25 protein-coding genes and 2 riboswitches are annotated in these 26,017 nt (G+C 64.3%); of the genes, 16 read left to right on the top strand and 9 right to left on the bottom strand.

Features of this window, described 5'->3' with window-relative positions; all coding sequences use genetic code 11:
* Window positions 1-303 precede the first annotated feature (303 nt).
* Together R1T44_RS14770 and R1T44_RS14765 are read left to right on the top strand one after the other, a co-directional pair.
* Window positions 304-672 carry a phasin family protein gene (locus tag R1T44_RS14770; RefSeq protein ID WP_043331409.1) on the top strand — a complete coding sequence of 123 codons (369 nt, stop codon included), beginning with the start codon at window positions 304-306 and terminating at the stop codon, window positions 670-672.
* Window positions 673-872: 200 nt separating this feature from the next.
* A complete protein-coding gene (locus R1T44_RS14765; RefSeq protein WP_043331408.1) occupies window positions 873-1,151 on the top strand; it encodes a peptidylprolyl isomerase in 279 nt (92 codons plus the stop codon).
* 129 nt (window positions 1,152-1,280) lie between these two features.
* Here R1T44_RS14765 and thiC read toward each other — a convergent pair whose 3' ends face one another.
* The 6 genes from thiC to R1T44_RS14735 all read right to left on the bottom strand — a co-directional run bounded on the left by thiC (window position 1,281) and on the right by R1T44_RS14735 (window position 9,371).
* On the bottom strand, window positions 1,281-3,290 hold the full coding sequence (gene thiC, locus R1T44_RS14760; protein ID WP_284726627.1) for a phosphomethylpyrimidine synthase ThiC: 2,010 nt from the start codon (window positions 3,288-3,290) through the stop codon (window positions 1,281-1,283).
* Between the two features lie 126 nt (window positions 3,291-3,416).
* A riboswitch (TPP riboswitch) is annotated at window positions 3,417-3,557 on the bottom strand.
* A 160-nt stretch (window positions 3,558-3,717) separates the two neighbouring features.
* Entirely contained in the window at window positions 3,718-4,377 is a 660-nt protein-coding gene (gene tenA / locus R1T44_RS14755) for a thiaminase II (protein ID WP_284726626.1), read from the bottom strand.
* Between the two features lie 146 nt (window positions 4,378-4,523).
* A riboswitch (TPP riboswitch) is annotated at window positions 4,524-4,650 on the bottom strand.
* A gap of 153 nt (window positions 4,651-4,803) precedes the next feature.
* Window positions 4,804-5,529 carry a TIGR04282 family arsenosugar biosynthesis glycosyltransferase gene (locus R1T44_RS14750; protein ID WP_284726625.1) on the bottom strand — a complete coding sequence of 242 codons (726 nt, stop codon included), beginning with the start codon at window positions 5,527-5,529 and terminating at the stop codon, window positions 4,804-4,806.
* Window positions 5,522-6,232, bottom strand: coding sequence for a TIGR04283 family arsenosugar biosynthesis glycosyltransferase (locus R1T44_RS14745; protein WP_284726624.1), 711 nt, complete (start codon window positions 6,230-6,232; stop codon window positions 5,522-5,524). Before R1T44_RS14745 ends, R1T44_RS14750 begins: the two co-directional genes overlap by 8 nt.
* 651 nt (window positions 6,233-6,883) lie before the next feature.
* Window positions 6,884-8,116: a PQQ-dependent sugar dehydrogenase gene (locus R1T44_RS14740; RefSeq protein WP_284726623.1), complete on the bottom strand. Its 1,233-nt coding sequence runs from the start codon at window positions 8,114-8,116 to the stop codon at window positions 6,884-6,886.
* A gap of 220 nt (window positions 8,117-8,336) precedes the next feature.
* Window positions 8,337-9,371, bottom strand: coding sequence for a lysophospholipid acyltransferase family protein (locus R1T44_RS14735; RefSeq protein ID WP_284726622.1), 1,035 nt, complete (start codon window positions 9,369-9,371; stop codon window positions 8,337-8,339).
* A 331-nt stretch (window positions 9,372-9,702) separates the two neighbouring features.
* On the opposite strand from R1T44_RS14735, the gene R1T44_RS14730 reads away from it, so the two are divergent.
* Together R1T44_RS14730 and R1T44_RS14725 are read left to right on the top strand one after the other, a co-directional pair.
* Window positions 9,703-10,437, top strand: a complete 735-nt coding sequence (locus R1T44_RS14730; RefSeq protein WP_284726621.1) for a class I SAM-dependent methyltransferase — start codon at window positions 9,703-9,705, stop codon at window positions 10,435-10,437.
* 223 nt (window positions 10,438-10,660) lie between these two features.
* Window positions 10,661-12,133, top strand: a complete 1,473-nt coding sequence (locus R1T44_RS14725; RefSeq protein ID WP_284726620.1) for an MFS transporter — start codon at window positions 10,661-10,663, stop codon at window positions 12,131-12,133.
* Window positions 12,134-12,189: 56 nt separating this feature from the next.
* Here R1T44_RS14725 and R1T44_RS14720 read toward each other — a convergent pair whose 3' ends face one another.
* Both R1T44_RS14720 and R1T44_RS14715 read right to left on the bottom strand, forming a co-directional pair.
* Window positions 12,190-12,855, bottom strand: coding sequence for a 2OG-Fe(II) oxygenase (locus R1T44_RS14720; protein WP_284726619.1), 666 nt, complete (start codon window positions 12,853-12,855; stop codon window positions 12,190-12,192).
* Window positions 12,856-13,058: 203 nt separating this feature from the next.
* Complete coding sequence (locus tag R1T44_RS14715) at window positions 13,059-13,688, bottom strand: CoA pyrophosphatase (protein WP_054555561.1); 630 nt, start codon at window positions 13,686-13,688, stop codon at window positions 13,059-13,061.
* Between the two features lie 142 nt (window positions 13,689-13,830).
* Between R1T44_RS14715 and R1T44_RS14710 the strand changes: the two genes are divergently transcribed.
* Entirely contained in the window at window positions 13,831-14,415 is a 585-nt protein-coding gene (locus tag R1T44_RS14710) for an NUDIX hydrolase (protein ID WP_054555560.1), read from the top strand.
* Window positions 14,416-14,467: 52 nt separating this feature from the next.
* Here R1T44_RS14710 and R1T44_RS14705 read toward each other — a convergent pair whose 3' ends face one another.
* Window positions 14,468-14,779 (bottom strand): NGG1p interacting factor NIF3, encoded by a 312-nt coding sequence (locus tag R1T44_RS14705; RefSeq protein ID WP_153636372.1) that lies wholly within the window; start codon window positions 14,777-14,779, stop codon window positions 14,468-14,470.
* A gap of 123 nt (window positions 14,780-14,902) precedes the next feature.
* Here R1T44_RS14705 and ftsB point away from each other — a divergent pair, with 123 nt between their 5' ends.
* From ftsB to alr, 11 genes are all read left to right on the top strand, one after another.
* Complete coding sequence (gene ftsB, locus R1T44_RS14700) at window positions 14,903-15,307, top strand: cell division protein FtsB (protein ID WP_225347115.1); 405 nt, start codon at window positions 14,903-14,905, stop codon at window positions 15,305-15,307.
* Complete coding sequence (locus R1T44_RS14695) at window positions 15,304-16,104, top strand: IspD/TarI family cytidylyltransferase (protein ID WP_284726618.1); 801 nt, start codon at window positions 15,304-15,306, stop codon at window positions 16,102-16,104. The genes ftsB and R1T44_RS14695 overlap by 4 nt, the downstream gene beginning before the upstream one ends.
* Window positions 16,105-16,186: 82 nt before the next feature.
* Window positions 16,187-16,687: a 2-C-methyl-D-erythritol 2,4-cyclodiphosphate synthase gene (gene ispF, locus R1T44_RS14690; RefSeq protein WP_054555734.1), complete on the top strand. Its 501-nt coding sequence runs from the start codon at window positions 16,187-16,189 to the stop codon at window positions 16,685-16,687.
* Complete coding sequence (gene truD / locus R1T44_RS14685; RefSeq protein WP_317292258.1) at window positions 16,680-17,855, top strand: tRNA pseudouridine(13) synthase TruD; 1,176 nt, start codon at window positions 16,680-16,682, stop codon at window positions 17,853-17,855. The genes ispF and truD overlap by 8 nt, the downstream gene beginning before the upstream one ends.
* Window positions 17,856-17,906: 51 nt before the next feature.
* Entirely contained in the window at window positions 17,907-18,653 is a 747-nt protein-coding gene (gene surE, locus R1T44_RS14680; protein ID WP_043331401.1) for a 5'/3'-nucleotidase SurE, read from the top strand.
* A 184-nt stretch (window positions 18,654-18,837) separates the two neighbouring features.
* Window positions 18,838-19,494, top strand: a complete 657-nt coding sequence (locus R1T44_RS14675) for a protein-L-isoaspartate(D-aspartate) O-methyltransferase (protein ID WP_054555732.1) — start codon at window positions 18,838-18,840, stop codon at window positions 19,492-19,494.
* Window positions 19,491-20,444: a DUF368 domain-containing protein gene (locus tag R1T44_RS14670; protein ID WP_284726617.1), complete on the top strand. Its 954-nt coding sequence runs from the start codon at window positions 19,491-19,493 to the stop codon at window positions 20,442-20,444. The genes R1T44_RS14675 and R1T44_RS14670 overlap by 4 nt, the downstream gene beginning before the upstream one ends.
* Complete coding sequence (locus tag R1T44_RS14665) at window positions 20,437-21,690, top strand: peptidoglycan DD-metalloendopeptidase family protein (RefSeq protein ID WP_284726616.1); 1,254 nt, start codon at window positions 20,437-20,439, stop codon at window positions 21,688-21,690. Before R1T44_RS14670 ends, R1T44_RS14665 begins: the two co-directional genes overlap by 8 nt.
* Before the next feature lie 61 nt (window positions 21,691-21,751).
* Window positions 21,752-22,729: an RNA polymerase sigma factor RpoS gene (gene rpoS, locus R1T44_RS14660; RefSeq protein ID WP_043331399.1), complete on the top strand. Its 978-nt coding sequence runs from the start codon at window positions 21,752-21,754 to the stop codon at window positions 22,727-22,729.
* A 383-nt stretch (window positions 22,730-23,112) separates the two neighbouring features.
* Entirely contained in the window at window positions 23,113-24,483 is a 1,371-nt protein-coding gene (locus tag R1T44_RS14655) for a TolC family outer membrane protein (protein WP_153636370.1), read from the top strand.
* Window positions 24,484-24,848: 365 nt separating this feature from the next.
* Complete coding sequence (gene alr, locus R1T44_RS14650; RefSeq protein WP_284726615.1) at window positions 24,849-26,000, top strand: alanine racemase; 1,152 nt, start codon at window positions 24,849-24,851, stop codon at window positions 25,998-26,000.
* Window positions 26,001-26,017 lie beyond the last annotated feature (17 nt).

The raw sequence follows: 26,017 nt of genomic DNA, 5'->3' as shown, positions 1-26,017 counted from the left end.
TTTTCTTTTCGGCTTCTGATTGTTTTTCTCCAGTGTAATCAAGCAACTGCATCAGCAAGGGCGTACAGATCAGTCGTTGCGATGTTTTTGATGTTGCAGTGCAACAAAGACTGTCTTATGCTGCGTTGCAGCGAGGATGGAACCTGGTCGATAGCACTATCTGACCGCGACGGCTTGATAGTGACGGCTTGATAATGATGGCTCGGTCACTACGGTGCACCAGCCCGGTTCAGTCCTGATAACCGAACGGAGCAACGCTCCGGTTCATTTCAGCGTGATGCCAATACCCTGGAGGGTGCCTACATGTTCAATGCCAACTTCGAGAAGTCCGCTCAGCAGTTCGACGATATGTTCCTGTCTCCGCTGCGTGCGTTCAGCGCTCTGAGCATCGATTACAGCGAGAAGCTGATCGGCGCACAGATGGAACTGACCAAGTCCTATGCTGATGCTTCCCTGACCCAGGCGCGTTCCATGCTCGAGATCAAGGACAGCGAAGGTCTGAAGAACTTCGTCAAGGAGCAGCAGGAAACCGTCAAGACTCTGGGCGAGAAGCTGCAGAACGACACCCAGAAAGTGGTCGAGCTGAACCAGGAATACGCCAAGAAAGGTCAGGAACTGGCAGAAAGCAACGCCAAGTCCGCCTCCGAGGCCATGCAGAAAGTCGCCAAGTAAGCGACTGCTGCCGACGCTCTCAGGCGAGCGTCCCCAACGCCCATCCGGTCTTCCGGGTGGGCGTTCGCGTGTCTGGAGCATCGCTGAGCAGGTGGGGAGGCGCGCGACGCTAGCGGCGAGCGCTGCCTTGGGCCACAATGACCTGCCACGCCGCCGGTGATTGCCGACGGCATTTATTCGATCAGTGACAGGTGATAGACATGGCACAGGCCACAGCGCGTCATATTCTCGTTTCCAGCGAAGAACAGTGTGCAGCTCTCAAGACCGAAATCGAGAACGGCCGCGATTTCGCTGATGCCGCTCGCGAGCACTCCTCCTGCCCGTCCGGCCGCAGTGGCGGCGACCTGGGCGCCTTCGGCCCGGGCATGATGGTCAAGGAATTCGACGAAGTCGTGTTCAGCGCCCCGATCAACACGGTTCAGGGCCCGGTGAAGACCCAGTTCGGTTATCACCTGCTGGAAGTCACCAGCCGCACGTGAGCCTTCTGTCACGCTCATGAGATGTCATGGGCCCCTGGCAGGATGTGACGAAAACGCCCCGACCATCACTGGTCGGGGCGTTTTTCGTGTCGCTCGGAAAGTCAGCCTTCCTGTGTGTCAGGCGCTTGCCTACACCTCCTGATAGAGCTGGCTGCCTTCACGCTTGAACTTGTCGGCCTGCTCCTGCATGCCGGCCATCACGCTGTCGGCATCGCCGGTCAGACCGTGCTCATTGGCGTAATCACGCACTTCCTGGGTGATCTTCATCGAGCAGAACTTCGGCCCGCACATGGAGCAGAAGTGGGCGACCTTGGCCGAGTCCTTGGGCAGCGTCTCGTCGTGGAAGCTGCGCGCGGTGTCCGGGTCCAGGCCCAGATTGAACTGGTCTTCCCAGCGGAACTCGAAGCGCGCCTTGGAGAGCGCATTGTCACGGCGTTGCGCGCCCGGGTGGCCCTTGGCCAGATCGGCGGCATGCGCGGCGATCTTGTAGGTGATGATGCCGGTCTTGACGTCGTCCTTGTTGGGCAGGCCCAGGTGCTCCTTGGGGGTCACGTAGCAGAGCATGGCGCAGCCGAACCAGCCGATCATCGCGGCGCCGATGCCGGAGGTGATGTGATCGTAGCCCGGGGCGATGTCGGTGGTCAGCGGGCCGAGGGTGTAGAAGGGCGCCTCGTCACACTCGCTGAGCTGCTTGTCCATGTTCTCCTTGATCAGGTGCATCGGCACGTGACCCGGGCCCTCGATCATGACCTGGACATCGTGCTGCCAGGCGATCTTCGTCAGCTCGCCGAGTGTCTCGAGCTCACCGAACTGGGCGGCGTCATTGGCATCGGCCACCGAGCCCGGGCGCAGGCCATCGCCCAGTGACAGGCTGATGTCGTAGGCCTTGCAGATCTCGCAGATGTCCTCGAAGTGGCGATAGAGGAAGCTTTCCTCGTGATGCGCCAGACACCACTTGGCCATGATCGAGCCGCCGCGCGAGACGATGCCGGTCACGCGGCTGGCGGTCAGCGGCACATAGCGCAGCAGGACGCCGGCGTGGATGGTGAAGTAGTCAACGCCTTGCTCGGCCTGCTCGATCAGCGTGTCGCGGAAGATCTCCCAATCGAGGTTCTCGGCCACGCCATCGACCTTCTCCAGCGCCTGATAGATCGGCACCGTGCCGATGGGCACGGGAGAGTTGCGCAGAATCCATTCACGGGTCTCGTGGATGTTGGCGCCGGTCGAGAGATCCATCACGGTGTCGGAACCCCAGCGGATCGCCCAGGTCATCTTGTCGACCTCTTCCTCGATGGAGGAGGTGACCGCCGAGTTGCCCAGGTTGCCGTTGACCTTCACCAGGAAGTTGCGGCCGATGATCATCGGCTCGCTTTCCGGGTGATTGATGTTGGCGGGAATGATGGCGCGGCCGCGGGCGACTTCCTCACGCACGAATTCGGCGGTGATCTCGTCGGGCAGGTTGGCGCCGAAGCTGTGGCCCGGGTGCTGGTGGCCCAGAATGCTCTCGACGGCTTCGCTGCCCTGATATTCCTCACGCAGCGCGATACGACGCTGATTCTCGCGAATCGCGATGTATTCCATCTCGGGGGTGATGATGCCCTGGCGCGCATAGTGCAGCTGGGTGACATTCTTGCCCGGCAGGGCACGACGCGGGCGGTGGTCCAGCTCGAAGCGCAGTGACGACAGGCGCAGGTCGGCCTGGCGCACGCGGCCATATTCACTGCTCAGCTGAGTGAGCTGTTCGGTATCACCGCGTTCCTCGATCCACTTCTCGCGCAGCGGCGCCAGGCCCCGGCGGATGTCGATCTCGACCGCCGGATCGGTGTAGGGGCCGGAGGTATCGTAGACGACGATCGGCGGGTTCTCTTCCAGACCGCTGGAGGTCTGGGTCGGCGAGCAGCCGATCTCGCGCATGGGCACGCGGATGTCCGGGCGGGAGCCTTCGATATAGATCTTGCGCGAGCCGCTCAGCGGTGCGATGGCGGCGGCGTCGACCTGTGCTTCGCTGGCGAGATGGCGGCTGCCATCCTTGCGACCGGCACGCGCGCGTGCCTTGGGGGCAGCATCAGGCTGCGAGGCGAGCGGTGACTCGGCGGCGTTGGTGGCTTGCGGGTCTTGTGTCGTCGGGGCAGTGCTCATGCAGGTCTCCTCAAAGGGCGACGTCACGGCTGACGTCATCATGGGAAGACCGTGCGCAGGGAGAGGATGGTCGTCGCCGACTCCTTGCCAACAGGTGGCCCGGGAGCGAGGCGGCCGCGCGCAGCGGCTGGCCATCAGCTTGATTCCTACGCCGGTCCTAACCGGTTCAGGTTCCACGGGACCCCTTGCTGGCAAGCTCGCGCGTCAGGGCGGCGAAGCATGCATGCAGGATCTCAGCCGGTTCCACCGGCACCCCGTCAAGCGTGTTCAGATTTCAATGCGAGAGTGTGTTGCCCGAAGCGTCAGGCTTGCCACGGGGAGCATTCTCGCATCCAGGCTCTGTTGGCCTGTCGGTCGTGCCATCCATGGAGGATGGCGTCATCCCGAGCGGTTCATGGCGAGCGCCGGGACGTCAGTCTGTGATGACTCAAGCGCGATCGAGGCCCATCTGCCAGAAGTCGATCTCGAGTCGCGTGGCGTCCCGGAAGACATCGACCAGTTCACCCAATCGACGCTCCGAGACCTCCGAGAGCCGCGCATCCAGCCATTCACGCTCGGCTTCGACGGCTTCCTTGAAGTCATCGCTGGAGTACATCGCGATCCAGTCCGCGTATGGATTGTTCTCGATCTCGGTGGTGTCCTGATCGAGCAGCCACTCGGCGATCTCGCCGTAGCCGATCAGGCAGGGCGCGAGCGCCACGTGCAGATCGAGCAGGTCGCCGCGCTGGCCGCAATCGAGCACGTAACGGGTATAGGCCAGGGTGGCGCGGGATTCCGGCAGCTCGCTCAGGTCATCCTCGCTGATGCCCCACTCGCTGCAGTAGCCGATATGCAGATCGAGCTCGGTATTGAGGATGGTGTCGAGACTGGCCGTGGCCTGACGCAGCTCCGCGAGGGTGCGGCTCTTGTAGGCGGCCAGCGCCCAGGCGCGCGCGAAGTGGATCAGGAACAGGTAGTCCTGCTGCAGGTAATGGCGGAAGGACTCCTCCGGCAGACGACCTTCGCCCAGCTGGCGAACGAAGTCGTGCTCGAGATAGTCACGCCATTCCTCGGCGCAGGCACTGGACAGGTCGTTGAAACTAGGCATGACGCATCCCTCGGTGAGCGTGCTGACGACCCGTGATGGGGCGGCAGGTCTCTGGCGCAAGCGTGGCCAGTACCGGAACAGGAGCAGGGGAAAAGCGGGGGAGGTGCCGACAGTCACCGTGAGAAAGTGGTGACGATATCGAGTGGCATCGCTTCGCGCTTGATCCCTACGCCGGTACTAGCCGGATCAGGTTCGGCGGGATCGTCATTCACGCAAGGACATTGCCTGCGCATGACATCTCAGCCGGTCTTACCGGCACCCCGTCAAGCTGTGACATATGAGTCACGATGCAGCGAGTGTAACAGCCCTGCGGCGCAGAAGAAGGGCAGTGTGAGCAAAAATGCATACGACTTTGGGAGGCATGCCGAACGTGTAAAGAGCCTCAGACGGGCTTATAAAGAGTCTCAAGCGGGCTTATAAAGAGCCTCAAGCGGCAAGGTCGGCCATGAGCGCCGGCAGGTGGCGCGACAGTCGCGCAAGGTCACGCGGCTCATCGACATCCCAGCTGGTCGGCAGGCAAGCGGCCGTTCTCCCGGCTCGGGCCAGCAGCTCCAGAGTGTCCCGGCAGACATGGGCATGACTCCAGCGGGGTAGCAGGAAGGCTTGCGGGCAGGGCGCCTTGAGGCCGATCAAGCCATAGCCGCCATCGTCGGTGGGCTGAAGCACCGCGTCGTGAGTGCGCAGTCTATGGGCTGCCTCGCGCAGCCGCTGGCTGTCCAGCGCCGGCAGATCGGAGCCCATCAGCAATACCGGCCCCTCGGGCAGATGTCGGGCCATGGCCCGGGACATTCGCTCACCGAGTTCCCCCTGCGGCTGCGCCTCGAAGGTGAGGTCGGCAGAGGCATCGACAACGCTTCGCAGCCTGGCTTCCAGCGCTACCCGCAGAGCCGCCTGTTCAGGTGCCTGGCTCGACGGCTCGGCAGAGGCCGTCAGCATCACCACGACCTTGCCGAGGCGCGCGGCGCAGGCGTGGTCAACGATATGGCTCAGCATCCGCGCATAGAGTCGAGCTGCGCCCTCGGGGCCGAGTGCGGGGATCAGGCGTGTCTTGCAGTGGCCGGCGATGGGCAGGCGACCGAAGATGATGAGAGTCGGGCGCACCTCTGACGCGGCATCAGCTGTGGGCAAGGTAGGCAACGGCGCGTCACGCATGGGGCATGCCGCGCTGCTCACAGGCTTGCGCCGCGGCGCGATAGCCGTAAAGGCGTGCCAGGCGTGCAGGGGAGATGCCACACCAGGCCGCCAGCCGCAGTCCCCACATCTTGACGATGGTGCGCCAGACGCCGTGGGTCTCCCAGCGTCGACCGCTGGTCGTGACACGCGCCGTCAGGTTCATTGGCGGGGTCAGATGCTTGAGCTGGGCACTCAGCCAGATATCTTCCATCAGTGGCATGTCGGCAAAGCCGCCGATGGCCTCGAAGGTCGAGCGCTGCACGAACTGGGTCTGGTCGCCCGTGCTGATGCTGGTCAGCCGCGAGCGCAGATTCATCATGGCGGCGATCATCGGTAACCACGGCGACTCGCCCTTGATGCTGACATCGAAGCGGCCCCAGTCGCTGCGGCGATGCGTCGTGACGGCCTCCTTGAGCAATGCCAGCGCATTGTCGGGCAAGTCGGTATCGGCATGCAGAAACAGCAGCCATTCTCCGCGTGCACGCGCGGCTCCGGCATTCATCTGGCGTGCCCGGCCCGGCTCACTGTTCAGCACGGCATCACACAGCGGTCGGGCCAGTGAGGGGGTGCCATCCGTCGAGCCACCATCCACCACGATCACTTCACAGTCCCCGCCCGCGCGCAGGCGACTCAGGGCAATCAGGGTTTGCACGATGCCGGCTGCCTCGTCATGCACCGGCATCACGATGCTCAGCCAGGGAGCGCGCGTCAGGTGCGTGCATATGCTCGGCAGGGAGTCCCGGCTGGCGGACGTCCGTGATGCTGGGGGTGGCTGCTGGTTCATGGCGGCAGGCTCCGACGATGGCGTATTCGTTGGATCATACGCAGGAGTTCGTAGGCTGGATGCACGAGCGAGAGACGCTCTCTCAACGCGTCATCGTTCATTAAACGCTTGGCGTCGACCCAGTGTCGCTCCATGGCCACACAATGCCTAGCTGGCCATTGGGTGCATGCGAGGGCACAGGACTACATTTCTGTAATTCGAAGGCGGGGCATGCAAGGCAGGTTTTCAGAATCTGTAGCAGGCAAGCGCTGCATTCATACATAGGCCCTATTCACAGGCCCTATTCATAGGCCCTCTGCCAAGCAGCTCCTGGAAAGAGAGCCTGGAAAGAGAGCCTGAAGAGAGGGTTTGGAGAAGAGGGCTTGGAGAGAGGGCTTGGAGAGAGGGCTTGGAGAGAGGGCTTGGAGAGAGGGCCTGGACAGAGGGCCTGGACAGAGGGCTTGGAGAGAGGGCCTGGACAGAGGGCTTGGAGAGAGGGCTTGGAGAGCGCACGTGACTAAGGGCCAGGGCCTCGCTTCTCAAAAGCCCGTTCTGCTGGAGGTCAGGCCATCAATCGAAGGTGAGGCGATAGAGGCCAGCCGCGCCGCTATCCGAGGTGAAGTACAGGCTGCCATCAGGGCCGAACAGGACATCGAGCGGGCGAATCCAGCGCTGACCGCTGCTGCTGTCCTGCAGACCGGTCAGCACTGGCACCAGGCGTGCTTCAGTGTCTGGCGTCGCCAGCTTGAGGCCCAGCAGGCGAGGCTCACGGCGGCTGGCCGGGTCTCCCGCGGCGTTGCCGGAGGGCGCCGTGCCCCAGCTGCCGTGGACTGCCACCACGACATCCATGTCTGCAGCCAATGGATGCTCTGGCGGTACCACCGCGATTCCCATCGGTGCACTGCGAGCGGGGGGCTCGGCCAGCGGCGGCGCAATCTCGTCACGCTCACGCGGTGAATCGCTCGTGATGCAATCATCCGCCTGCCAGCGGCCATCGACCCACTGATACCAGGGCATGCCATGGAAGCTGCCTTCGCGGGCAGCAACCACCAGCTCGCGAGGTTGCTCATAGCCCCAGTGGTCGGGCCCGTTGTTGGTGGCCAGCAGGCGCGGCTCACCTTCCCTACCTGGCTGCCAGGCGAGGCCCACCGGGTTGCGCAGCCCGCTGGCCCAGGGCTGCCAGTGCGGCGCATCGCCGGATTCCTCAAGGCGCAGCACGCCACCGCGGCGTTCACTGAAGGAGTAACCCTGGTCGCTGCCTGCAAGGTATTGATTCGAGCAATTGCCCTGGATGCCCAGCGCCAGATAGAGGCCACCATCCGGCCCGAGACTCAAGGTGCGCGAGTTGTGGCCACCGCCGCCGGGCAGGGCGATCAGCTCACGAAAGTCATCGCGGGTGAGAGCCTCGCCGGGTGAATAGTCGGCGACCAGCAAGGCTGCAGTGGTCGCGACATAGAGCTTGTCACCGCGCACCACCAGCGAGTGTGGATAGCCCGACAGTTCGACCAGTGTCTTCACGGCAGAGAGGCTGCCGTCCGGCGTCAGCTGAGCGCGATAGACACGCTCGGCCCGCGAGCCGATAAGCAGTTCGCCAGCATCAGTGAGGTGCAGCATGCGTGGACTGTCGAGCGAGGCCAGCCGCTCGAGCGTGGCGCCCTCAGGCAGCTTGAGCGCTGGGGCATCGCTGGGCACTTGCTGAGCGCTCACCAGCGACAGTGAGGAAGCGGCATCTGTCTCTGCATGGGCCGGCAGAGACAATGCGAGACAGGCCGCCGCGGCGCCTGTGACCAGGCGTGTCGCCACACTTGTTGCCAACCTTGTCGCCAAGCCTGTCATCAGGCGTGCCGGCAGGCGTGTCGATATCGCCCGGGACAAGGAGGGGCGCCGGGGCGATGCGCCACTTGTGAGGTGAGCGGTGTGAGCGACGTGAGCGGCGTGAGTCTCGATCGGCATCCTTGCCTCCTGTCATTGCGCCATGCGCATTCAGTCTGGGAGCTGATGGCCTGTTGCGCCAGTGCTGCCCTCAGCCGCGCTTGCTGGCCTTGCGGCGATGCTTGAAGTAGCGGCGCCAGCCCTTGAGCGAGAAGAAGGAGTAGGTGCGCGCATAGAAGCGGGCTTCCTGCCAGCCCGGTTGTTGCTCCATTTCCTGCGGGCTCTTGCGCCAGCGCTTGTATTCCCACTGATACTGGGCCGGCGCCAAGGCGATCGCCGCTTCCACCGAGGCATTCACCCCGCGTGCCGAGGCGACTTCCTCTTCGCAATAGACTCCCTCATCCGCAGCGAGGAAGTGGATGGCGAAGCCATGGCCATCTTCCAGACGCTGGGCGACACCGGTGACGACGCGCGCATCGGTTCTCGCCACCAGCTTGGGCAGCAGGGTGGCGGTATAGGCGGGCCGGCCATAGAAGTCGGCGAAGACGCCGCTGCCACGGCCCGGCTCCTGATCCGGCAGTATGCCGATCGCTTCGGCGCGCTTGAGTGCCTTGAGCAAGGCGGCCACGCCGCGCGAGTTGGTGGGCACCAGGCTCGCGCCCATGCGTTCACGCCCGTTGCGGATGATCGGGTCGAGGCGTTCGAACTTGGGCGGCTCGTACATGGCGGTGAACGGGAAGTGGCTGGAGAGCCAGAAATTGAGCACTTCCCAGTTGCCGAAGTGCGGCGCCAGCACGATGACGCCGCGCCCCTCGGCGCGGGCCTCGTCGAGCAGGTTGCGGCCGTGGACCTCGAGAATCGAATCGCGCACGACGTCTTCATCGCCCAGCCACACCTTGCCCAGTTCCAGCATGGTGGCGGTGGAATGCGCGAGGCTGTCGCTCGCCAGACGCGCGCGCGCCTGCCTGTCGAGCTGCGGGAAGGCCTGGCCAAGATTCTGGCGCGTGACCCGGCGCTCACGGGGATTGCACAGCTGCACCACACGCGCCAACGGGCGCGCCAGCCACCAGAGCTGGCGGGTGCTGAGCCCGGACAGTCGTTGCCACAGACAGGCCACGGAGTTGGCCTTGAGAGGAGTCAGGCGCTGTTCCATGGCCTGTTCGAACCGCTTGAGAGTCTTGTCCATCGTCACACGTGAAGTTCCGGTGGTCTGGCGTGAAAGATCGCGCCTGTCTGGCGCGAAGGCAGGCGCCGTGACATCGTCAGGTGTCGCGGTGCCGCACTCGAATGATGCTCATTGTGCCAGAGGGGGGCGGTGCCTGCAGGCTCCATCGCGGCAGGCGCAATACACTGGCGCGGGGTATCATTCAGCACTCAGACCGTCGCCACCTTCGATACGTTCACCTGCTGCGGAATTGCCCGTGCCGTCGCGGTGTCGCGCGTGGCGCCGAGTTGTCACCGCCAGCCGTGTGGTGACGTCGATCCTCATCGCCAGTGTCCCTTACCGCGGAGCCCTGATGTCAGCCCCTGATTCCCTCGTTCCCTATCCGCCTGCGGATACTGTCTGCCCGCTGTGTGAGGCGCCCCAGAGCCAGCATGTACTGCACCTGGTACAGCGGCGCAGGCCGTGCCCCGAGACCGGTCAGCGACCGCCCGCCGACGAGCGCGATTACCTGCGCTGCCCGGAATGTCATCTGCTGTATCTGGCGCCGTCCCAGCGCCTGGATGCCAGGGCCGAGCAGGACATCTACGACCAGCACGAGAATGACCCGGCAGACCCGCGCTATCGAAGCTTCCTGGCCAAGCTCTTCACGCCGATGTGCGAGCGGCTCGCGGCCGGTGCCAGCGGGCTCGATTTCGGCTGTGGGCCGGGGCCTGCCCTGGCGCAGATGTTCGAGGAGGCGGGCCATCCGATGGCGCTGCACGACCTCTATTATCATCCGAACCCGGCAGCCCTCACCCGCCAGCATGACTTCATCGTCAGCACCGAGGTGATCGAGCATCTCTACGCGCCGGGCGAGGTCTTCCGCCAGTGGTTGCGCTGCCTCAAGCCCGGCGGCCTGCTGGGGGTGATGACGCAGCCCGCCTCGGATGACCCGGAGGCGCTCAGGCGCTGGCACTACCTGCGTGATCCGACGCATGTGTGCCTGTTCAGCCCGGCGACCTTTGCCTGGCTTGCGCGCACGTACGGACTCGAGCTTGAGCAGGTCGCCAACGACAGCGTCATCTTCCGCGTGCCCCAACCCGCCTGACAAGGGCGTGGGACAGGGCATGGATAGGGCGCGGGGCAAGGCGCAGCGACACGCAAGACGATATTGTCGCCAAATGACGCAAAAAGGCTTGGATTTGGCGTGGACTGTCACTATATTGCCCGCGCCTTGACGTATTCTCGCAGGGCAAATTCCCCCTCCCGACGATATCCGCACCTTGCGGCATTGGCTGATCGCTGACTGGCGGCCGGCCGAGGATCTGGTCATGCCCCGTCATCTGCTGTTGATGTCCCTTGCGCCCCTGCTCGGCCTTGCCTTGCTGGGGATCGGTAACGCCATGCTGACCTCGCTGGTCCCGTTGCGGCTGTCTGCCGCCGGCGTCTCGAGCGAGGCGATCGGCCTGATCAGCTCGGCCTACTATCTGGGCCTCGGGCTCGGCGCGCTGGTCAACGACCGCCTGCTACTGCGCATCGGCCATATCCGCGCCTATGCCGGCTTCGCCTCGCTGGTGGCGGTCGCGGCTCTGGCCATGGGGCTGGGCGACCACCCGGTGGTGTGGTTCCTGCTGCGCATGATGATCGGCTGGTCGCTGGTCGGGGTGTATCTGGTCATCGAAAGCTGGCTGCTGAGCGCCGCCGACCCCGCCGTGCGTGGGCGTCTGCTGGCGCTTTACATGATCGTGCTCTATGGCGCTGGGGTGCTCGGTCAGCTGCTGCTGGGCGTGACCGCCATGCTGAGTCTCGAAGCGGCCTTCATGCTGGTGGCGATGCTGGCGGCGGCCTCGGTATTGCCGCTGGTGCTGCTGCCGCGCGTCTCGCCGCTGATCGAACAGTCCGAACCCCTGAGCCCGTGGCGCCTGATTCGCATCACGCCGACGGGCGTGTTCGGCTGTCTGGCCTCGGGACTGGTGGTGGCGGTCATCTATAGCCTGCTGCCTCTGGCACTGGGCGATGGCGGCACCCTGAGCACCGCGGAGATCGGTCAGCGCATGGCGCTGGTGATTCTCGGCGGCATGCTGCTGCAGTACCCCATCGGCCGCTGGTCTGACAGCCACGATCGCCAGCAGGTGTTGATCATCCTGTCGATCGCCATCGTCGGCTTCGCCGCCTTGCTGATGGGGCCGGCGCGCGAGGGCATCGCCCAGCTGACGGTGCTGTTCCTGCTTGGCGGTGCCGCCTTCACGCTCTATCCGGTGGCGGTCAGCCATGCCGCCGACCGTGCGCCCGCCGGCGCCCTGGTGCGCATGAGTCAGGGCCTGCTGTTGATCAACGCGGTGGGGTCGACCCTGTCCCCGCCGGCGGTATCGCTGCCGATGGCCGAGATGGGCGCGATGCCCGGCATGGCGCTGAGTCTGGCGGTGATGGGGGGCGGCATGCTGCTCTTCTTCGTCTGGCGACGCGTGATGCGTCCGGCGCCGCAGCCGTTGGCGCCCTTCGAGACCCATGCCCCGCAGACACCGCTGGGCACCGAGCTTGCGGTCGGGCCTGAACTGGTCGAGGCCGCCGAGGAGCACCTGCGAGACGCCGAGGCCGATGACCCGCTGGTCGAGGTCACGCGTGAGCTGGTCGCTGACATGCCGGAGCTGATCACGGATGCCTCGCTGGACAGCCTCGAGGAGATCGAGGTCAAGGAGGAGCAGGCGCTGCATGACGAGCAGGCCTTGAATGACGAGCAAGCATTGCAGGACGCGCAGCGGCAGGTGCCACCACGCGATGACGCGCCGCTGGCGCGCGACTGAGGGCCGCTGGCGCGGCGCTGTCCAGACTTGGCTGGCCGGGCCTTCCTGCCCGGGAATCAGCGCGCGGGATCGACCAGGTTGCCCTGTGAGCTGTTGCGCCGGAACCAGCCGGTGACACTGGCGCGCGCCTGATGCGTCGGCAGCACCTCATGGGGGATCTGCTCGGAGAGGAAGCACACGAAGGTGCCGGCCTCGGGGGTGACGCGCGCGATTTCGCGGCTGTCATCCTCGGGGTCGTAGAGCACGATCTCGCCGCCGCCGTCGCGCGGCCAGTCCTCATTGAGATAGAGCACGCTGGAGATCAGGCGGTTGCCGCGGCCGCGAAAGCTGTCGAGATGCTTCTTGTAGAAGCTGCCGACCGGATAGTGGGCGAAGTGGGCCTCATACTCGAACAGGCCCAGATAGAGGGCGCGGTTGAGCTCATCCTTGAGCACGTTCATCGCTTCCAGATAGGCGCGCTGGGCGCGCGAGTTGCGGTCCAGCCAGCGAATCGCGTCGCCGCGGATGTCCGGGCGCAGATCATGCTCGCGTCCGCGCCCGATACCCGCCGCCGTCAATTGCTGCCGTGTCTCAAGCTCGGTCAGTTCATCATTGAGCTGAGCGATGACCTGACGCGGCAGGAAGTCGGGGCGCACGCTGTAGCCATGCTCGACCAGTTCATCGATCAGCAGGTTGAGTGCGACAGGGTCCAGCAGTGGGGCGGGTGCAGGTGCAGCGGGCATCAGGCGCTCCGAACGGGAAGTGGCGTGGCATCGTGGGCGAGGAGTTATAGTCCAGTGCCACTGTCGGTGCAATATCGTCGGTGCAATGGCAGCGGTGCGATGCCATCAGGGCGATGACATCCGGGCCATGGCGAGCCGCTCGGCGGGAACACACCTTGTCTGGTTCAGCTGCTCAGGAGCTCAGGAGTTCAGGGTCTTGAGCTTCAGGGCCGAGGCGGCACGGGGCGCGGCGGCAGATGGCGCAGCGGGGCACCAGGCGGTGGCGCTGCCTTGAGGCTCACGGCATGGCCGAAGCCGATGGCCATCAGTTCGACCAGCATCATCGAGGACAGCCCCCACAGCACCTGGTCGGCCACGCGATAGCTGGGCACGTACCAGGTCTCATCACCGACGGTGATCACGTCGGTATGCTCGCGCTCGTCCTTGAGCAACATGCTCAGCGGCATCTCGAAGATCTGCTCGATCTCGCCGGGGTCTGCGCGCAGCGGCAGGTCAGCGGGAATGCGCCCGACAAAGGGCGTGACGCGCATGCCGTGCAGGGAAATCACGTCGCTCAGCTGGCCGAAGACCTCCACGGCGCTGGGCGGCAGCGCGACCTCTTCCTCGGCTTCGCGCAGCGCGGTGGCCAACAGATTGCTATCATCGGGTTCGGCCTTGCCGCCGGGGAAGGCCACCTGGCCGGGGTGCTGACTGAGATGGCTGGCACGCCGCGTCAGCAGCAGCGTCGGTTCGGGACGATCGATCAGCGCGATCAGGACGGCGGCGCGTGGCAGCTGGTGGTCGGTCGCAAGGGGTTGATGTGCTTGCAGGCGTTGGCGCAGGGCTTCTAGCATGTCGTTTCCTCGTAGGCATTCATCATGTGGCGCGAGGGTCCTGGCGGTCAAGGCGACCGCCATGCCGCTGGGCCCACCGCGCAACGAGGAAGCGGGGACGGGATGTCACTGAAGGGCGCCTTGAGATTTCATGGGAGAGCGAATGAATTATTGCAGTCACTGTGGTGAAACGGTGCGTCTGGCAGTGCCGCAGGGCGATGATCGTCTGCGCTACCTGTGTGATAGCTGCGGCACCATCCATTATCAGAATCCGCGCATCATCGCGGGCACCCTGCCGGTGCGGGATGGCAAGGTGTTGCTCTGTCGGCGTGCCATCGAGCCACGCTTGGGGTATTGGACCCTGCCGGCCGGCTTCATGGAGAACGCCGAGACCACCAGCGACGCCGCTGCCCGCGAGACGCGGGAAGAAGCCGGTGCCGAGGTCAAGCTGCAGGGGCTTTATACGTTGATCGACCTGCCGCACATCAATCAGGTCTACATGCTGTTTCGGGCCGAGCTGATCAGCGATTACTCGGCCGGCGTCGAGAGCCTCGAGGTGGCGCTGTTCGCCGAGGAGGAGGTCCCCTGGCAATCACTGGCCTTCCCGACCATGGAAGTGACGCTGCGCCGCTACTTCGAGGACCGCCGCCACGGCGAGGGTGACGAGCATTTCCCGCTGCATCTCGAGCAGATCGACCTGGAAACCCGCGAGCACTTCTTCAACACCACCTTCCTGCCCGCGAGCTAGATCGTCTGGCCATTGCTGACCTCGCGTGCCTCGTTCTTCGGGGCGCGCGGGGTCAGAACGTTTCCAGTCGCCAGCAATCGAAGGCGACTTCTTCATAGGGATGGGCCTCGCGCAGCGCCGCCACGGCAGCGGCGATGAGCGAATCGTCACATACCAGCTCTATCTTCAGTTCGGCGACGCGCTCCAGCGTGCCGCAGGTCCCGATATGCGGATTGGCGCTGGCCAGTGGCCGAAACTGGCCGGTGCCGCGTGTCTCGAAACAGCAGGCCTCGTAGTCGCCGATGCGCCCTGCACCGGTGGCAAAGACGGCTTCCTTGACGTGTTCGGCGTCATTCTCCGGGACGAAGAACGCAAGCTTGTACATCGGATGACTCCTGGCAGAAGGGTGAGAGGGCGCTGTCATCAGGTGGCCCTGATCGACAGGGGTGCGTCAAGCGTGGCAACGGATGCTGGCAGTGCCTGCGTCACGCTCCCGGATGATGGCATAATGCGCGCTGCAACGGCCAAGGACATCGCCATGCTCAAATGGATCAATATCTCACTGCTGCTGCTGCTGGCACTGCTCCAGTATCGGCTGTGGTGGGGCGAAAATGGCATCACCGAATTATTCGATATTCGCGCACGCGTGCAGCAGCTTTCCAAGGAAGATGCGGTGCTGGACAACCGCAATCAGCGGCTCGGTGCGGAAGTGGTCGACCTCAAGAATGGTCTGGCGGCCATCGAGGAGCGTGCACGCAATGACCTCGGCATGGTGCGCAAGGACGAGCAGTTCCTGTGGGTGCCCAATGTCGCGGTGCCGGAACGCAAGGCGCCATCACCCGATGAAGTGGCGGACGGTGCGCTGGAGGGCAAGGGCCTGGAAGGCGGGCTGCCCAAGGTGATCACGCCATGATGCCGACAGACGCCTCGCGCGAGCCCCGTCTGTGGTATCTGGTGCCGGCCGCCGGCGTGGGCAGCCGCATGCAGGCCGACCGCCCCAAGCAGTATCTGGAGCTGTCGCCCGGCGGCTGCGTGCTGGAGGCGACGCTGGCGACACTCAAGCGCGCGCTGCCCGAGGCAGGGCTCTGTCTGGTGCTGGGCGCCGATGATGACTATTTCTCGCCGTCGATGGTGCCGTGGCAGGACTGGCTGCGCGCCGATGGCGGCAGCGAACGTGCCGACAGCGTGCTGGCGGGCCTGGACTGTCTGAGCCGCCACGCCCATGACGATGACCTCGTGCTGGTGCACGATGTCGCGCGTCCCTGCGTTCGCGAAGCCGATATCCATGCGCTGGTCGCGACCGCTCGCCGCAGTGCCGATGGCGCCATCCTCGCGGCCCCCGCCAGTGACACCATGAAGCGCGCCGCGCCGGCCGGCGACTCCCGCCCGCATGGCGATGGCGATGAAGAGCGTGCGCCGAGCATCGCGCACACCGAATCCCGCGTCGGCCTGTGGCATGCCTTCACGCCGCAGGCCTTCCCGCTGGGCCTGTTGCGACGGGCGCTGCGTGAAGCGCTTGGGGAGAACCCCGCGCTCATCACGGATGAGGCCTCGGCACTGGAGGCCTGTGGCCGTGCCCCTGTGCTGGTCGCCGCCGCACGCGACAATCTCAAGATCACCCATCCGGAAGACCTCGCCATGGCGCGCCTGCTGCTGGCCGCGCGCGAGGCGCTTCCCGATAGCCCCCGGACGTCTGCCTGCCATGACTGAGCAATCTGCAACACCCGCTGCTGCCACTCCCACTGCGCAATCCGCGACTTCTTCCCCGCAGGCTGGCCATGTGCCGATCGCCCTGCGCATCGGCCACGGCTTCGATGTGCATCGCTTCGGCGATGGCGATCACCTGATGATCGGTGGCGTGAAGATCGCCTACGAGCATGGCTTCGTGGCGCACTCCGACGGTGACGTGCTGCTGCATGCACTGTGTGATGCGCTGCTCGGCGCCTGTGGCATGGGCGATATCGGCAAGCATTTCCCGGACACCGACAGCGAGTGGTCCGGCGCCGATAGCCGTGGCCTGCTGCGCCACGTGATCGGGCTGGTCAATGCCGCCGGTTTCGGGGTCGGCAATGTCGATCTCACCGTGATGGCGCAGGCGCCGAAGATGGCGCCGCACATCCAGGCGATGCGGGAAGTGATCGCCGAAGACCTGCGCGTGCCGCTGGCGGTCGTCAACGTCAAGGCCACCACCACCGAGCGGCTCGGCTTCACCGGTCGCAAGGAAGGCATCGCCGCCGAGGCCGTGGTGCTGCTGGGCGCGCTGCCGACCGCGGGCGGAGCCGAGCATGTCTGAAGTGAATGACATGTCTGAGTCGCCCGAGGCCGATGCGCTGTTTGCCGAGGCGCTGGCGGCACTGGACGCCGCGGGCAGCGAGGCGTGGGTCAAGGAAGCCGAATTGATGCAGCGCTGGCCGCATGCGCATGGCGGCCCGCTGGGAGCAGGCGACTTCCGCCACACGCCCGAGGACTTCCGGGTCACCGAGCTGATGGACTTCGTGCCCGAAGGCCACGGTGAGCATCAGTGGCTGTGGGTCGAGAAACGCGGCCTGACCACCGATGACCTGTGCCGTGAACTGGCCGGCCTGTGTGAGGTCGCGCCGCGTGATATCGGCGTGGCCGGTCTCAAGGACAAGCAGGCGATCACCCAGCAGTGGGTCTCCGTGTGGTTGCCGGGGCGTGAAGCGCCGCAGGATCTCAGCGATGCGCTGGCCGAGAAGGGTGTCCGCGTGCTGGCCAGCGTGCGTCATCCGCGCAAGCTCAAGCGTGGCGTGCATCGCGGCAACCGCTTCGCGCTGCGTGTCAGTGGTGAGGCCGTTGCGCATCCCGAATTCGAGGTGCGCTGGCAGACGCTGATACGTGATGGTGTGCCCAACTATTTCGGGCCGCAGCGTTTCGGCCATCAGGGACATAATCTCGGCCGGGCACGTGCCGTGCTGGTGCGTGGCTGGCGCAAGCGCGATGACCGCAGCGGCATGCTGCTGTCGACCGCGCGCAGCTTCCTGTTCAACGAGGTGCTGGCCGCGCGCCTCAAGGCGAATTGCTGGGCGACGGCGTTGAGCGGCGAGGTGTTTGCGCTCAACGGGACGGGCTCGCGCTTCGTCACCGACGGCAGCGAGTCGGCCGAGACGCTGGCGCAGCGCCTGGCGAGTGGCGATATTCATCCCACTGGCCCGCTGTGGGGCACCGGGCGTGCGGAGGCTCATGCTCAGGTCGCCCAACTCGAGCAGGTCCTGGCCACGCGTTGGCCGCAGCTGTGCGAGGGGCTCGAGAAGGCTGGCGTCAAGGCGGAGCGTCGTCCGCTGCGCCTGATGCCTGGCAAGCCGCGTCTGGAGTGGGATATCACGCCAGAGCAGGCAAAAACCGAAGGTGGCGAGGCCAGTGTCTGGCTGCACTTCGATCTGCCGCGCGGCAGCTTCGCGACGGGCCTGTTGCGTGAGCTGATCGCCCACCCGCTGCTGTAGTGCCGTCAGGCGACATGACGACTATCCGATGATTCGCAAAGGAGTGAGATGATGCGCAGGATTCTGCTTTCCAATGATGATGGCGTGCACGCTCCGGGGCTCAAGGCGCTGCATGACGCGCTGGCCGGGCAGGCACGCATTCGTGTGGTCGCGCCGGACCGTGATCGCTCAGGGGCCAGCAACTCGCTGACGCTGAGTCGGCCGTTGTTGCTGTCCGCGATGGAGAACGGCTTCTACAGCGTCGACGGCACACCCGCGGATTGTGTCTATCTGGGCGTCAATGGCGTCTGGGACGAGAAGCCTGACATCGTGATTTCCGGTATCAACCATGGCGCCAACCTGGGCGATGACGTGCTGTATTCCGGCACCGTGGCGGCGGCGATGGAAGGGCGCTCGCTGGGCATGTCGGCGATCGCGATGTCACTGTGCGGCAAGACCCACTTCGAGACCGCCGGACGCGTGGCGGCGAGCCTCGTCGGCGCGGCCGAGACCCTGGCATTGCCGCCGCGCTCATTGCTCAACGTCAATGTGCCGGATGTGCCGTGGAGCGAGATTCGCGGTTTTCGCGTCACGCGTCAGGGCCACCGTGGCCCGGCGGGTGCCCCGATCGAGGTCAAGGACCCGCGTGGCCGTACCCGCTACTGGATCGCGCTGGCCGGCGATGGCATCGATGATGGCGATGACACCGACTTCGCCGCCATCGCGGCCGGCTATGTGTCCATCACGCCGTTGATGACGGATCTCACCTCCCACGGGGCGCGTCACGATGTGGCGCAGTGGCTCGAGGCGCTGACCTGAGCGACGCAGCGCCAGCCAAGGCTCAAGATTTCGCTGTGAAGTCCTCGTTCGAAGGATATGAATCAAGACCATGAAGGACGTGTATCAGAACGCTTTCCCGCTTGCGCAGTCAGACAGCGCAGCGGGAATCGCCGGGCCCTTGCATCTCAGGCGACCGGACACGGCGCAGCTGAGCGGTATCGGCATGACGTCCCAGCGCACGCGAGACCGCATGGTGGCGCGCCTGGAGGATGCCGGCATTCGCGATGAGCGGGTGCTGGAACTGATGGCCAGTGAGCCGCGCCATCTGTTTCTCGATGAGGCGCTGGCGCACCGTGCCTATGAAGATACTGCGCTGCCGCTGGGGCAGGGGCAGACCCTGTCCCAGCCTTACATGCACGCCCGCATGACGGAGCTTGCCCTGGCGCAAGCGCCGCGCCCGCGCGAGGAGTGTCGGGTGCTGGAGGTCGGCACCGGTTCGGGCTATCAGACATTGCTGCTGGCGCGCCTGTTCGCTCGGGTGTCTTCGCTCGAGCGCATCGCCGTGCTGCATGCCAGGGCCGCTCAACGCCTTGGCTGGTTCGGGCTCGACAATGTCGAGTTGCGCCATGCCGATGGTGGGCATGGCTGGCAGGACGATGACTCGGCATTTGATCTGATCGTGGTGACCGCCTGCGCGCCACATCTGCCGCAGGCGTTGTTGAAGCAGTTGGCCCCGCAGGGGGTGATGATCGTGCCATTGGCCGAGGACGACAGTGATCGTCAGTGGCTGACACGAGTGCGCCACGTCGGCGACACTCAGGATATTCAGCGGTTCGAGGCCGTGCGCTTCGTGCCGTTGCTCGAGGGAGTGATCAGGTGAAACGAGCTTTGAGCGTGTTCTTCAAGGGCGCTGGCATGGGGGCGGCGGATGCCGTGCCCGGGGTATCAGGCGGCACGATTGCCTTCGTGACAGGCATCTATGAAGAATTGATCGAGTCCATCAAGCGCTTCGGCCCCTCCGCCATCGGCGTATGGCGTGAGCAGGGCTTCAAGGCGCTGTGGCAGCATTTGAATCTGGCCTTTCTGCTGCCGCTGGTCGCTGGCATCTTCGCCAGCCTGATCAGCGTGGCGCATCTGGTGACCTGGCTGATGGAGGCGCAGCCGCTGCTGCTCAACGCCTTCTTCTTCGGGCTGGTGGTGTGCTCCGGGGTGGTGGTCGCGCGGCGTATCACCACCTTCCGAATGGGCTATCTGGTGTGGTTGGCGCTGGGGCTGGTGCTGGCCAGCAAATTGCCCAGCCTGTTGCCTGCCGCCACCGATGCCTCCTGGGTGCTGGTGGTCGGCGGTGCCATCGCCATCAGTGCCATGCTGCTGCCGGGCGTTTCCGGCAGCTTCCTGTTGCTGACCATGGGCCTCTACGGCACGGTGATGACTGGCATCAAGAGCTTCGATCTGCAGCTGATCATGCTGTTCGGCAGCGGCTGCGCCATCGGGCTATTCACCTTCTCGCGTTTGTTGTCGTGGTTGTTTCGTCATCATCACACCGCGACACTGATGCTGCTGACGGGCTTCATTCTCGGCTCGCTGCCGGTATTGTGGCCGTGGCGCACCATCACCGATTATCGTCTGGGACCCGAGGGTGAACAGGTTCCGCTGGATTACCACTTCATGATGCCGGATACCTACACCAGTGTGACCGGTGAGCCTGCCCAGCTGTGGGCGGCACTCGCCCTGATGCTGGCCGGCGTATTGCTTGTCTGGTTTGCCGGAGAGCGCTCCGGCCCGGATGACGACTCCAGCAATTCCCGCAAGGAGCAGGAACATGCGTGACAGGATGGACAAGGGAATCAAACTGACGTTGGCAGGTCTGGCGCTGGGTGCGCTGACAGCCTGCAGCACGGCGACCACTCGCCCGCAGGTTCAGGACCTCAACGCCGGCAATGCGCGTATCACCTCCGACACCTATACCGTTCAGCGCGGTGACACCCTGTATGGCATCTCCTGGCAGAGTGGCCAGGATTTCCGGGATGTGGCGCGCATGAACGGCTTGAATCCGCCCTACACCCTGCAGCCGGGGCAGACGCTGCGACTGGACCCCAACACCCAGCTGCCGGCCAGTGCGGCGGGAACCTCCGGCACGAGCGTCGCCTCGAGTGGTGGCGTCGTTGCCACGCCGATGGGCGGGGGCAGCGACAGCTCGATCGCAGGCGGCAGCGAACTGCCTGACTGGCTGGCACCGGATGAATCCGCCATGGCTCAGCAGCAACAGCGCACCAGCCAGGCCCAGTCGCTGACGACCGGCTCGGGTGGCGTGTCATCGGCCGCCACCGGCGCCGCGGCGGCTGCCGGACTGGGGCCTGTCTACCAGGAGGGCAGTGAAGAGGCACTCGCCGAGACCGCGCGCAACGCCGCCAATGACAGCGCAGAGCAGGCCAGCAGCAGTGCTGCGCAGGCCAGTAGCTCTGCTACACAGACAGCCAGCCAGACGGCCAGCGAGGCAGCTGCCAGTGCGGCCGCCGCCCAGGCCGAGGCGCGCAAGGCTGCCAAGGAAAAGGCCGAGCAAGCCGCCGCTGCCGCCGCCGCAGAGCGTGAGAAAGCGGCCGCTAGCGTGAAAAATGAGGCTGCCAAGGTTGAAAAGGGCACCAACGTCGCTGGCGAAACCGCCAAGGCTGCACCGGCCAAGAAGACCTATGTTCCGGTAAAAAACGTTGACTGGCAGTGGCCTACGCAAGGCGAGATCATCGGCAAGTTCGGCGAGTCCGAGAGTGTCACCGGCGGCATTGATATCGCTGGTCAAAAGGGGCAACCTGTCAAGGCAGCAGGGCCGGGAATCGTGGTCTACGCCGGAAGCGGAGTACGTGGTTACGGTAACCTCATCATTCTCAAGCACAACGACCGCTATCTGAGCGCCTACGCCCACAACGACACTCTGCGTGTATCAGAGAACGATGTGATCGACGCCGGACAGGTCATCGCCACTCTGGGAGCCACTGACGCTGAACGTGCGCAGCTGCACTTCGAGATTCGCGAGGATGGGCAGCCCAAGGACCCACTGAAATTCCTGCCTAAACGCTGATTCCCACCGCTGCCACAACAACAAGTTCCTGGCACCAGACCAGAGACAACGGGGTATCGACATGAGCATGCTGGAAAAGGATATCGATCAGGCTGAGGTTGAGTTGTCCCTTGAGGATGTCGAGGAGGACGACGATACGCTTGAGGCAGAAGCGGAAGAGGCGGCATTCGAACGCGCCTTGAATCGTGAAGAGCGCAAGCACTACCAAAGCCTGGATGCGACCCAGATCTACCTCAACGAGATTGGTTTTTCCCCGTTGCTCAAGCCCGAGGAGGAAGTCTACTTCGGGCGTCTGGCACAGGCGGGCGACCCCGCCGGTCGCCAGCGCATGATCGAGTCGAACCTGCGTCTGGTGGTCAAGATCGCGCGGCGTTATCTGAATCGTGGTCTGTCGCTGCTCGACCTGATCGAGGAGGGCAATCTGGGGCTGATCCGCGCGGTGGAGAAGTTCGACCCCGAGCGCGGCTTCCGTTTCTCGACCTACGCCACCTGGTGGATTCGCCAGACCATCGAGCGGGCGCTGATGAATCAGACGCGCACCATTCGTCTGCCGATCCACGTCGTCAAGGAACTCAACATCTACCTGCGTGCCGCGCGCCAGCTGACCCAGAAACTGGATCACGAAGCCACCGCGGAGGAGATAGCCGACTTCCTCGACAAGCCGGTCGATACCGTCAAGAAGATGCTGGGGCTCAATGAGCGCGTGTCATCCGTCGACTACCCGATGGGCGGCGAGAGCGACAAGCCGCTGATCGAGACCATCGCCGACGAGAATGACACCAGCCCGGAGTCCAGTCTGGTGGATGTAGACGTCAAGGCGCATGTCGATGAGTGGCTGGCGGAACTGACCGAGAAGCAGATGGAAGTGGTGGTGCGCCGCTTCGGGCTGCGCGGTCATGAAGCCGCGACGCTGGAAGAAGTGGGCGAGGAGATCGGTCTGACGCGTGAGCGGGTGCGTCAGATCCAGGTCGAGGCGCTCAAGAAGCTGCGGCGCATGCTCGAGAAGCAGGGGCTGACGCTCGAATCCATCTTTGAATGATGCACGGGCACAGTCGTCATGGCTGTCGATACCCTGATGCAGGTTGCCAGTGAAAACGGCCCGCTCGTAATCCGAGTGGGCCGTTTTCATATTGTGTCATCATTATTCTGGCAGAGTGGGGGCATTCTGACGCACTGCGCTCGAGTGCAGGGTGCCCCATGACACTGTTGTCAATTTGGAAACGCTGTATCGTGCAACAAAGTTAGCCAACTAACTGGACGCCCAAAAGAGCGACGATTAGACTAAGGCCACTTTTTCCACGACCCGCTTGAGCAGGGCTGAGGCAGTAGTCCAGCCGATGTGTGAGCTACCTTTTACCTTGTCCTGGTGCTTTCGAGGCGCCATGCAGGTCACGACTGTCACTGATCAGGAACAACGCATACATGGCCAACATTCGCATACTGCCACTGGTGCTGGCGATGGGTTTTGCGACCCAGGCTCAGGCTGCCAATCTGCTCGACATCACGCGTGATGCATTGACCCACAACGCCAGCCTGTCCTCCTCTCGCTCGCTCTATCAGAGCGTCGAGGACAATGAGCGTATCGAGCTTGCTGACCTGCTGCCCCAGATCACTGCCACGGGAACCGTGTCGCGTACCGATGTCACCGGCAATTCCCAGAGCGGCACCGAAGGCGATTACACCGACAGCAATATCGTGGTCAACGTCAACCAGCAGCTGTTTGATGCCGCCGACTGGTATGAGCTCGCGACCAGCAAGGACACCACCCGTCAGCAGAAACTGCTGCTGGATTCCGATCAGCAGCAGCTGCTCTATGACGTGGCGTCTGCCTATTTCACCATCCTGAACAATCGTGATGTGCTCGATGCGCGCATCGCCCAGGAAAAGGCCTTCTCCCGCCAGCTGGACCAGGCCAATCAGCAGTTCGAGGTCGGTCTGATCGCGATCACGGATGTGCAGGAAGCCAAGGCATCCTTCGATGATGCGCGTGCCCAGCGCATCGCGGCCGAAGCCGATCTCCAGGTCAGCTTCGAGGCCCTGCAGCAGCTGACGGGCCAGCAGTACGATTCCATCGATGGTCTGGAAGAAGATCTGGCGATCGAAGCGCCGGTGCCGGCCAGCCGCGGCAAGTGGGTCGAGATGGCATTGTCCAACAACCCGCTGATCGGTGCTGCCCAGAAGGGTGTCGATGTCGCCAGAGGCGATGTGAAGACCTCCCGCGCAGGCCATCTGCCGGAAGTCGGCGCCTTCGCGACCTACTCCTACGATGAAACCGACATCGATACTGCCGGGGGGTATCAGGAATACAACCAGATCGGTATCCAGGCCTCCCTGCCGATCTATACCGGTGGCCGCACCTCCGCCCAGGTACGTCAGAGCACCCATCTGCTCGAGCAGAGCCAGTACGACCTGCTCGATCAGCAGCGCTCCACCACCCAGAGCGTGCGCTCGCTTTACAGCCAGGTGCGCAGCGACGTCCTGACCGTCAAGGCGCGCAAGCAGGCGATCGTCTCCAGCCGCAGCGCACTGGAAGCGACTCGCTCCGGTTATGAAGTCGGCACCCGTAACATCGTCGACGTGCTGGACGCCGAGCAGGCCCTGTATCAGGCGCTGGCGGACTACGCCTCTTCGCGTTACACCTATGTGCTTGACCTGCTCAACCTGCGTCAGGCGGCAGGTATCATCGATATCAACAGCGTGCGTGACCTCAACGAGAGCCTCAAGGCAGATCGTCAGGTATCCCTGGTGCTGAATGATGAGAGCCCCGACGAGCTGGAAAACGTGACGCCCTGATCGTCCCGCGCTGGCTTACGCCACGTGCTGCATGCACCCCCGCAGGCAAGGCCTGCGGGGGTGCATGCGTTTGAGGGCATCAGTGGGTCAGGTCACTGATCGTCAGGCAAGTGTTCACCAGGCAAGTGATGGTCAGACAGGAGGCGCCGAAAAAGCAGCGCGCAAGGGCAGCGCGGCCTCGAGGCAGGCAGTTTCGTGGTGGTATTGGTCGAAAATCCTGCATGTGTTTTAACAGGCAGTGGTTTCTATCGGTGATTTGGGGAAAGTTTGGTGGTTTTCAGCGTGACCTGACGGCGATGATGGAAAATAATTGAGGGGCTTGCTCTGCTGTCTGTCATTTTCACCGATCACCCTGGAGTCCTCTCATGTCCCGCCCACTGCGCGCTGATATTGATCTCGATGCACTGCGTCACAACTATCAGCTGGCCTGCGAGCTGGCGCCGCATTCGCGCGCCCTGGCCGTGATCAAGGCTGACGCCTACGGGCATGGTGCGGTGGCGTGCGCGCAGGCACTGGCGGATCTCGCCCCCGCCTTTGCGGTAGCCACGATTGAAGAGGCGCTGGCGCTGCGGGCGGGCGGCATCTCTCATCCGGTCGTGTTGCTTGAAGGGGTGTTCGAGGCCGCGGAGTACGCCTTGGCGGCCGAGCATGACTTCTGGTGCGCCATCCACAGTGAATGGCAGTTGGCGGCCCTCGAACAGAGTGAGCTTGCGCAGCCCTTGTCCTGCTGGATCAAGTTCGACTCGGGGATGCATCGTCTCGGCTTCACGGCCGAGCAGGTGCTGGGCGCCAAGGCGCGCCTCGAGGCGTGTGGCAAGGCGCGTGATCTGCACCTGATGACGCACTTCGCGAGTGCTGACAGCCTGACGCCGGACTACTTCCAGCAGCAGATGGCGGCGGTGACGGCCCTGGCGGCTCAGGCGGAATTGCCGCTGTGTCTCGCCAATTCACCGGCGACGCTTGCCTGGCCAGAGACGCATGCGGCCTGGAACCGCCCGGGAATCATGCTTTACGGGGGAGACCCGCTGGAAGGTGCCAATGACGCCAGCCGGCGCCTGAAGCCGGTGATGACGCTGTCTTCGGCCATCATCGCCGTGCGTGAGATCGCCATCGGCGAGCCGGTGGGGTACTCGGGGCGCTTCGTGGCGACGCGTCCGACGCGTATCGGTGTCGTCGCCTGCGGTTATGGTGATGGCTATGATCGCCACGCCGTGGATGGTACGCCAGTGCTGGTGGATGGTCAGGAAACGGTGCTGGCCGGCAAGGTGTCGATGGACATGCTGACGGTGGATATCACGGACCTGCCCGAGGCGGGTGTCGGTTCTCGTGTGGTGCTGTGGGGCGAAGGGCTTGAGGTCAATCGCGTCGCCGCCAGCTGCGACACCATCAGCTATACACTGCTGACGGGGCTGCTGCCGCGCGTGCCCAGACACTACCATGGCGGCGTTGGCAGTGCGGCGGACGACCAGGGTGTCGCGCAGTTGGCCAGCGCTCAGCCGCTGGATACGCACGCCTGACCTGACGGCAAGGCTCG

The sequence above is a fragment of the Cobetia amphilecti genome, from assembly GCF_032923285.1.
In the GTDB taxonomy this organism is placed as follows: Bacteria; Pseudomonadota; Gammaproteobacteria; order Pseudomonadales; family Halomonadaceae; genus Cobetia; species Cobetia amphilecti.
The sequence above is the reverse complement of the archived record's forward strand: the minus strand, read 5'-3'. Positions and strand labels throughout refer to the sequence as shown.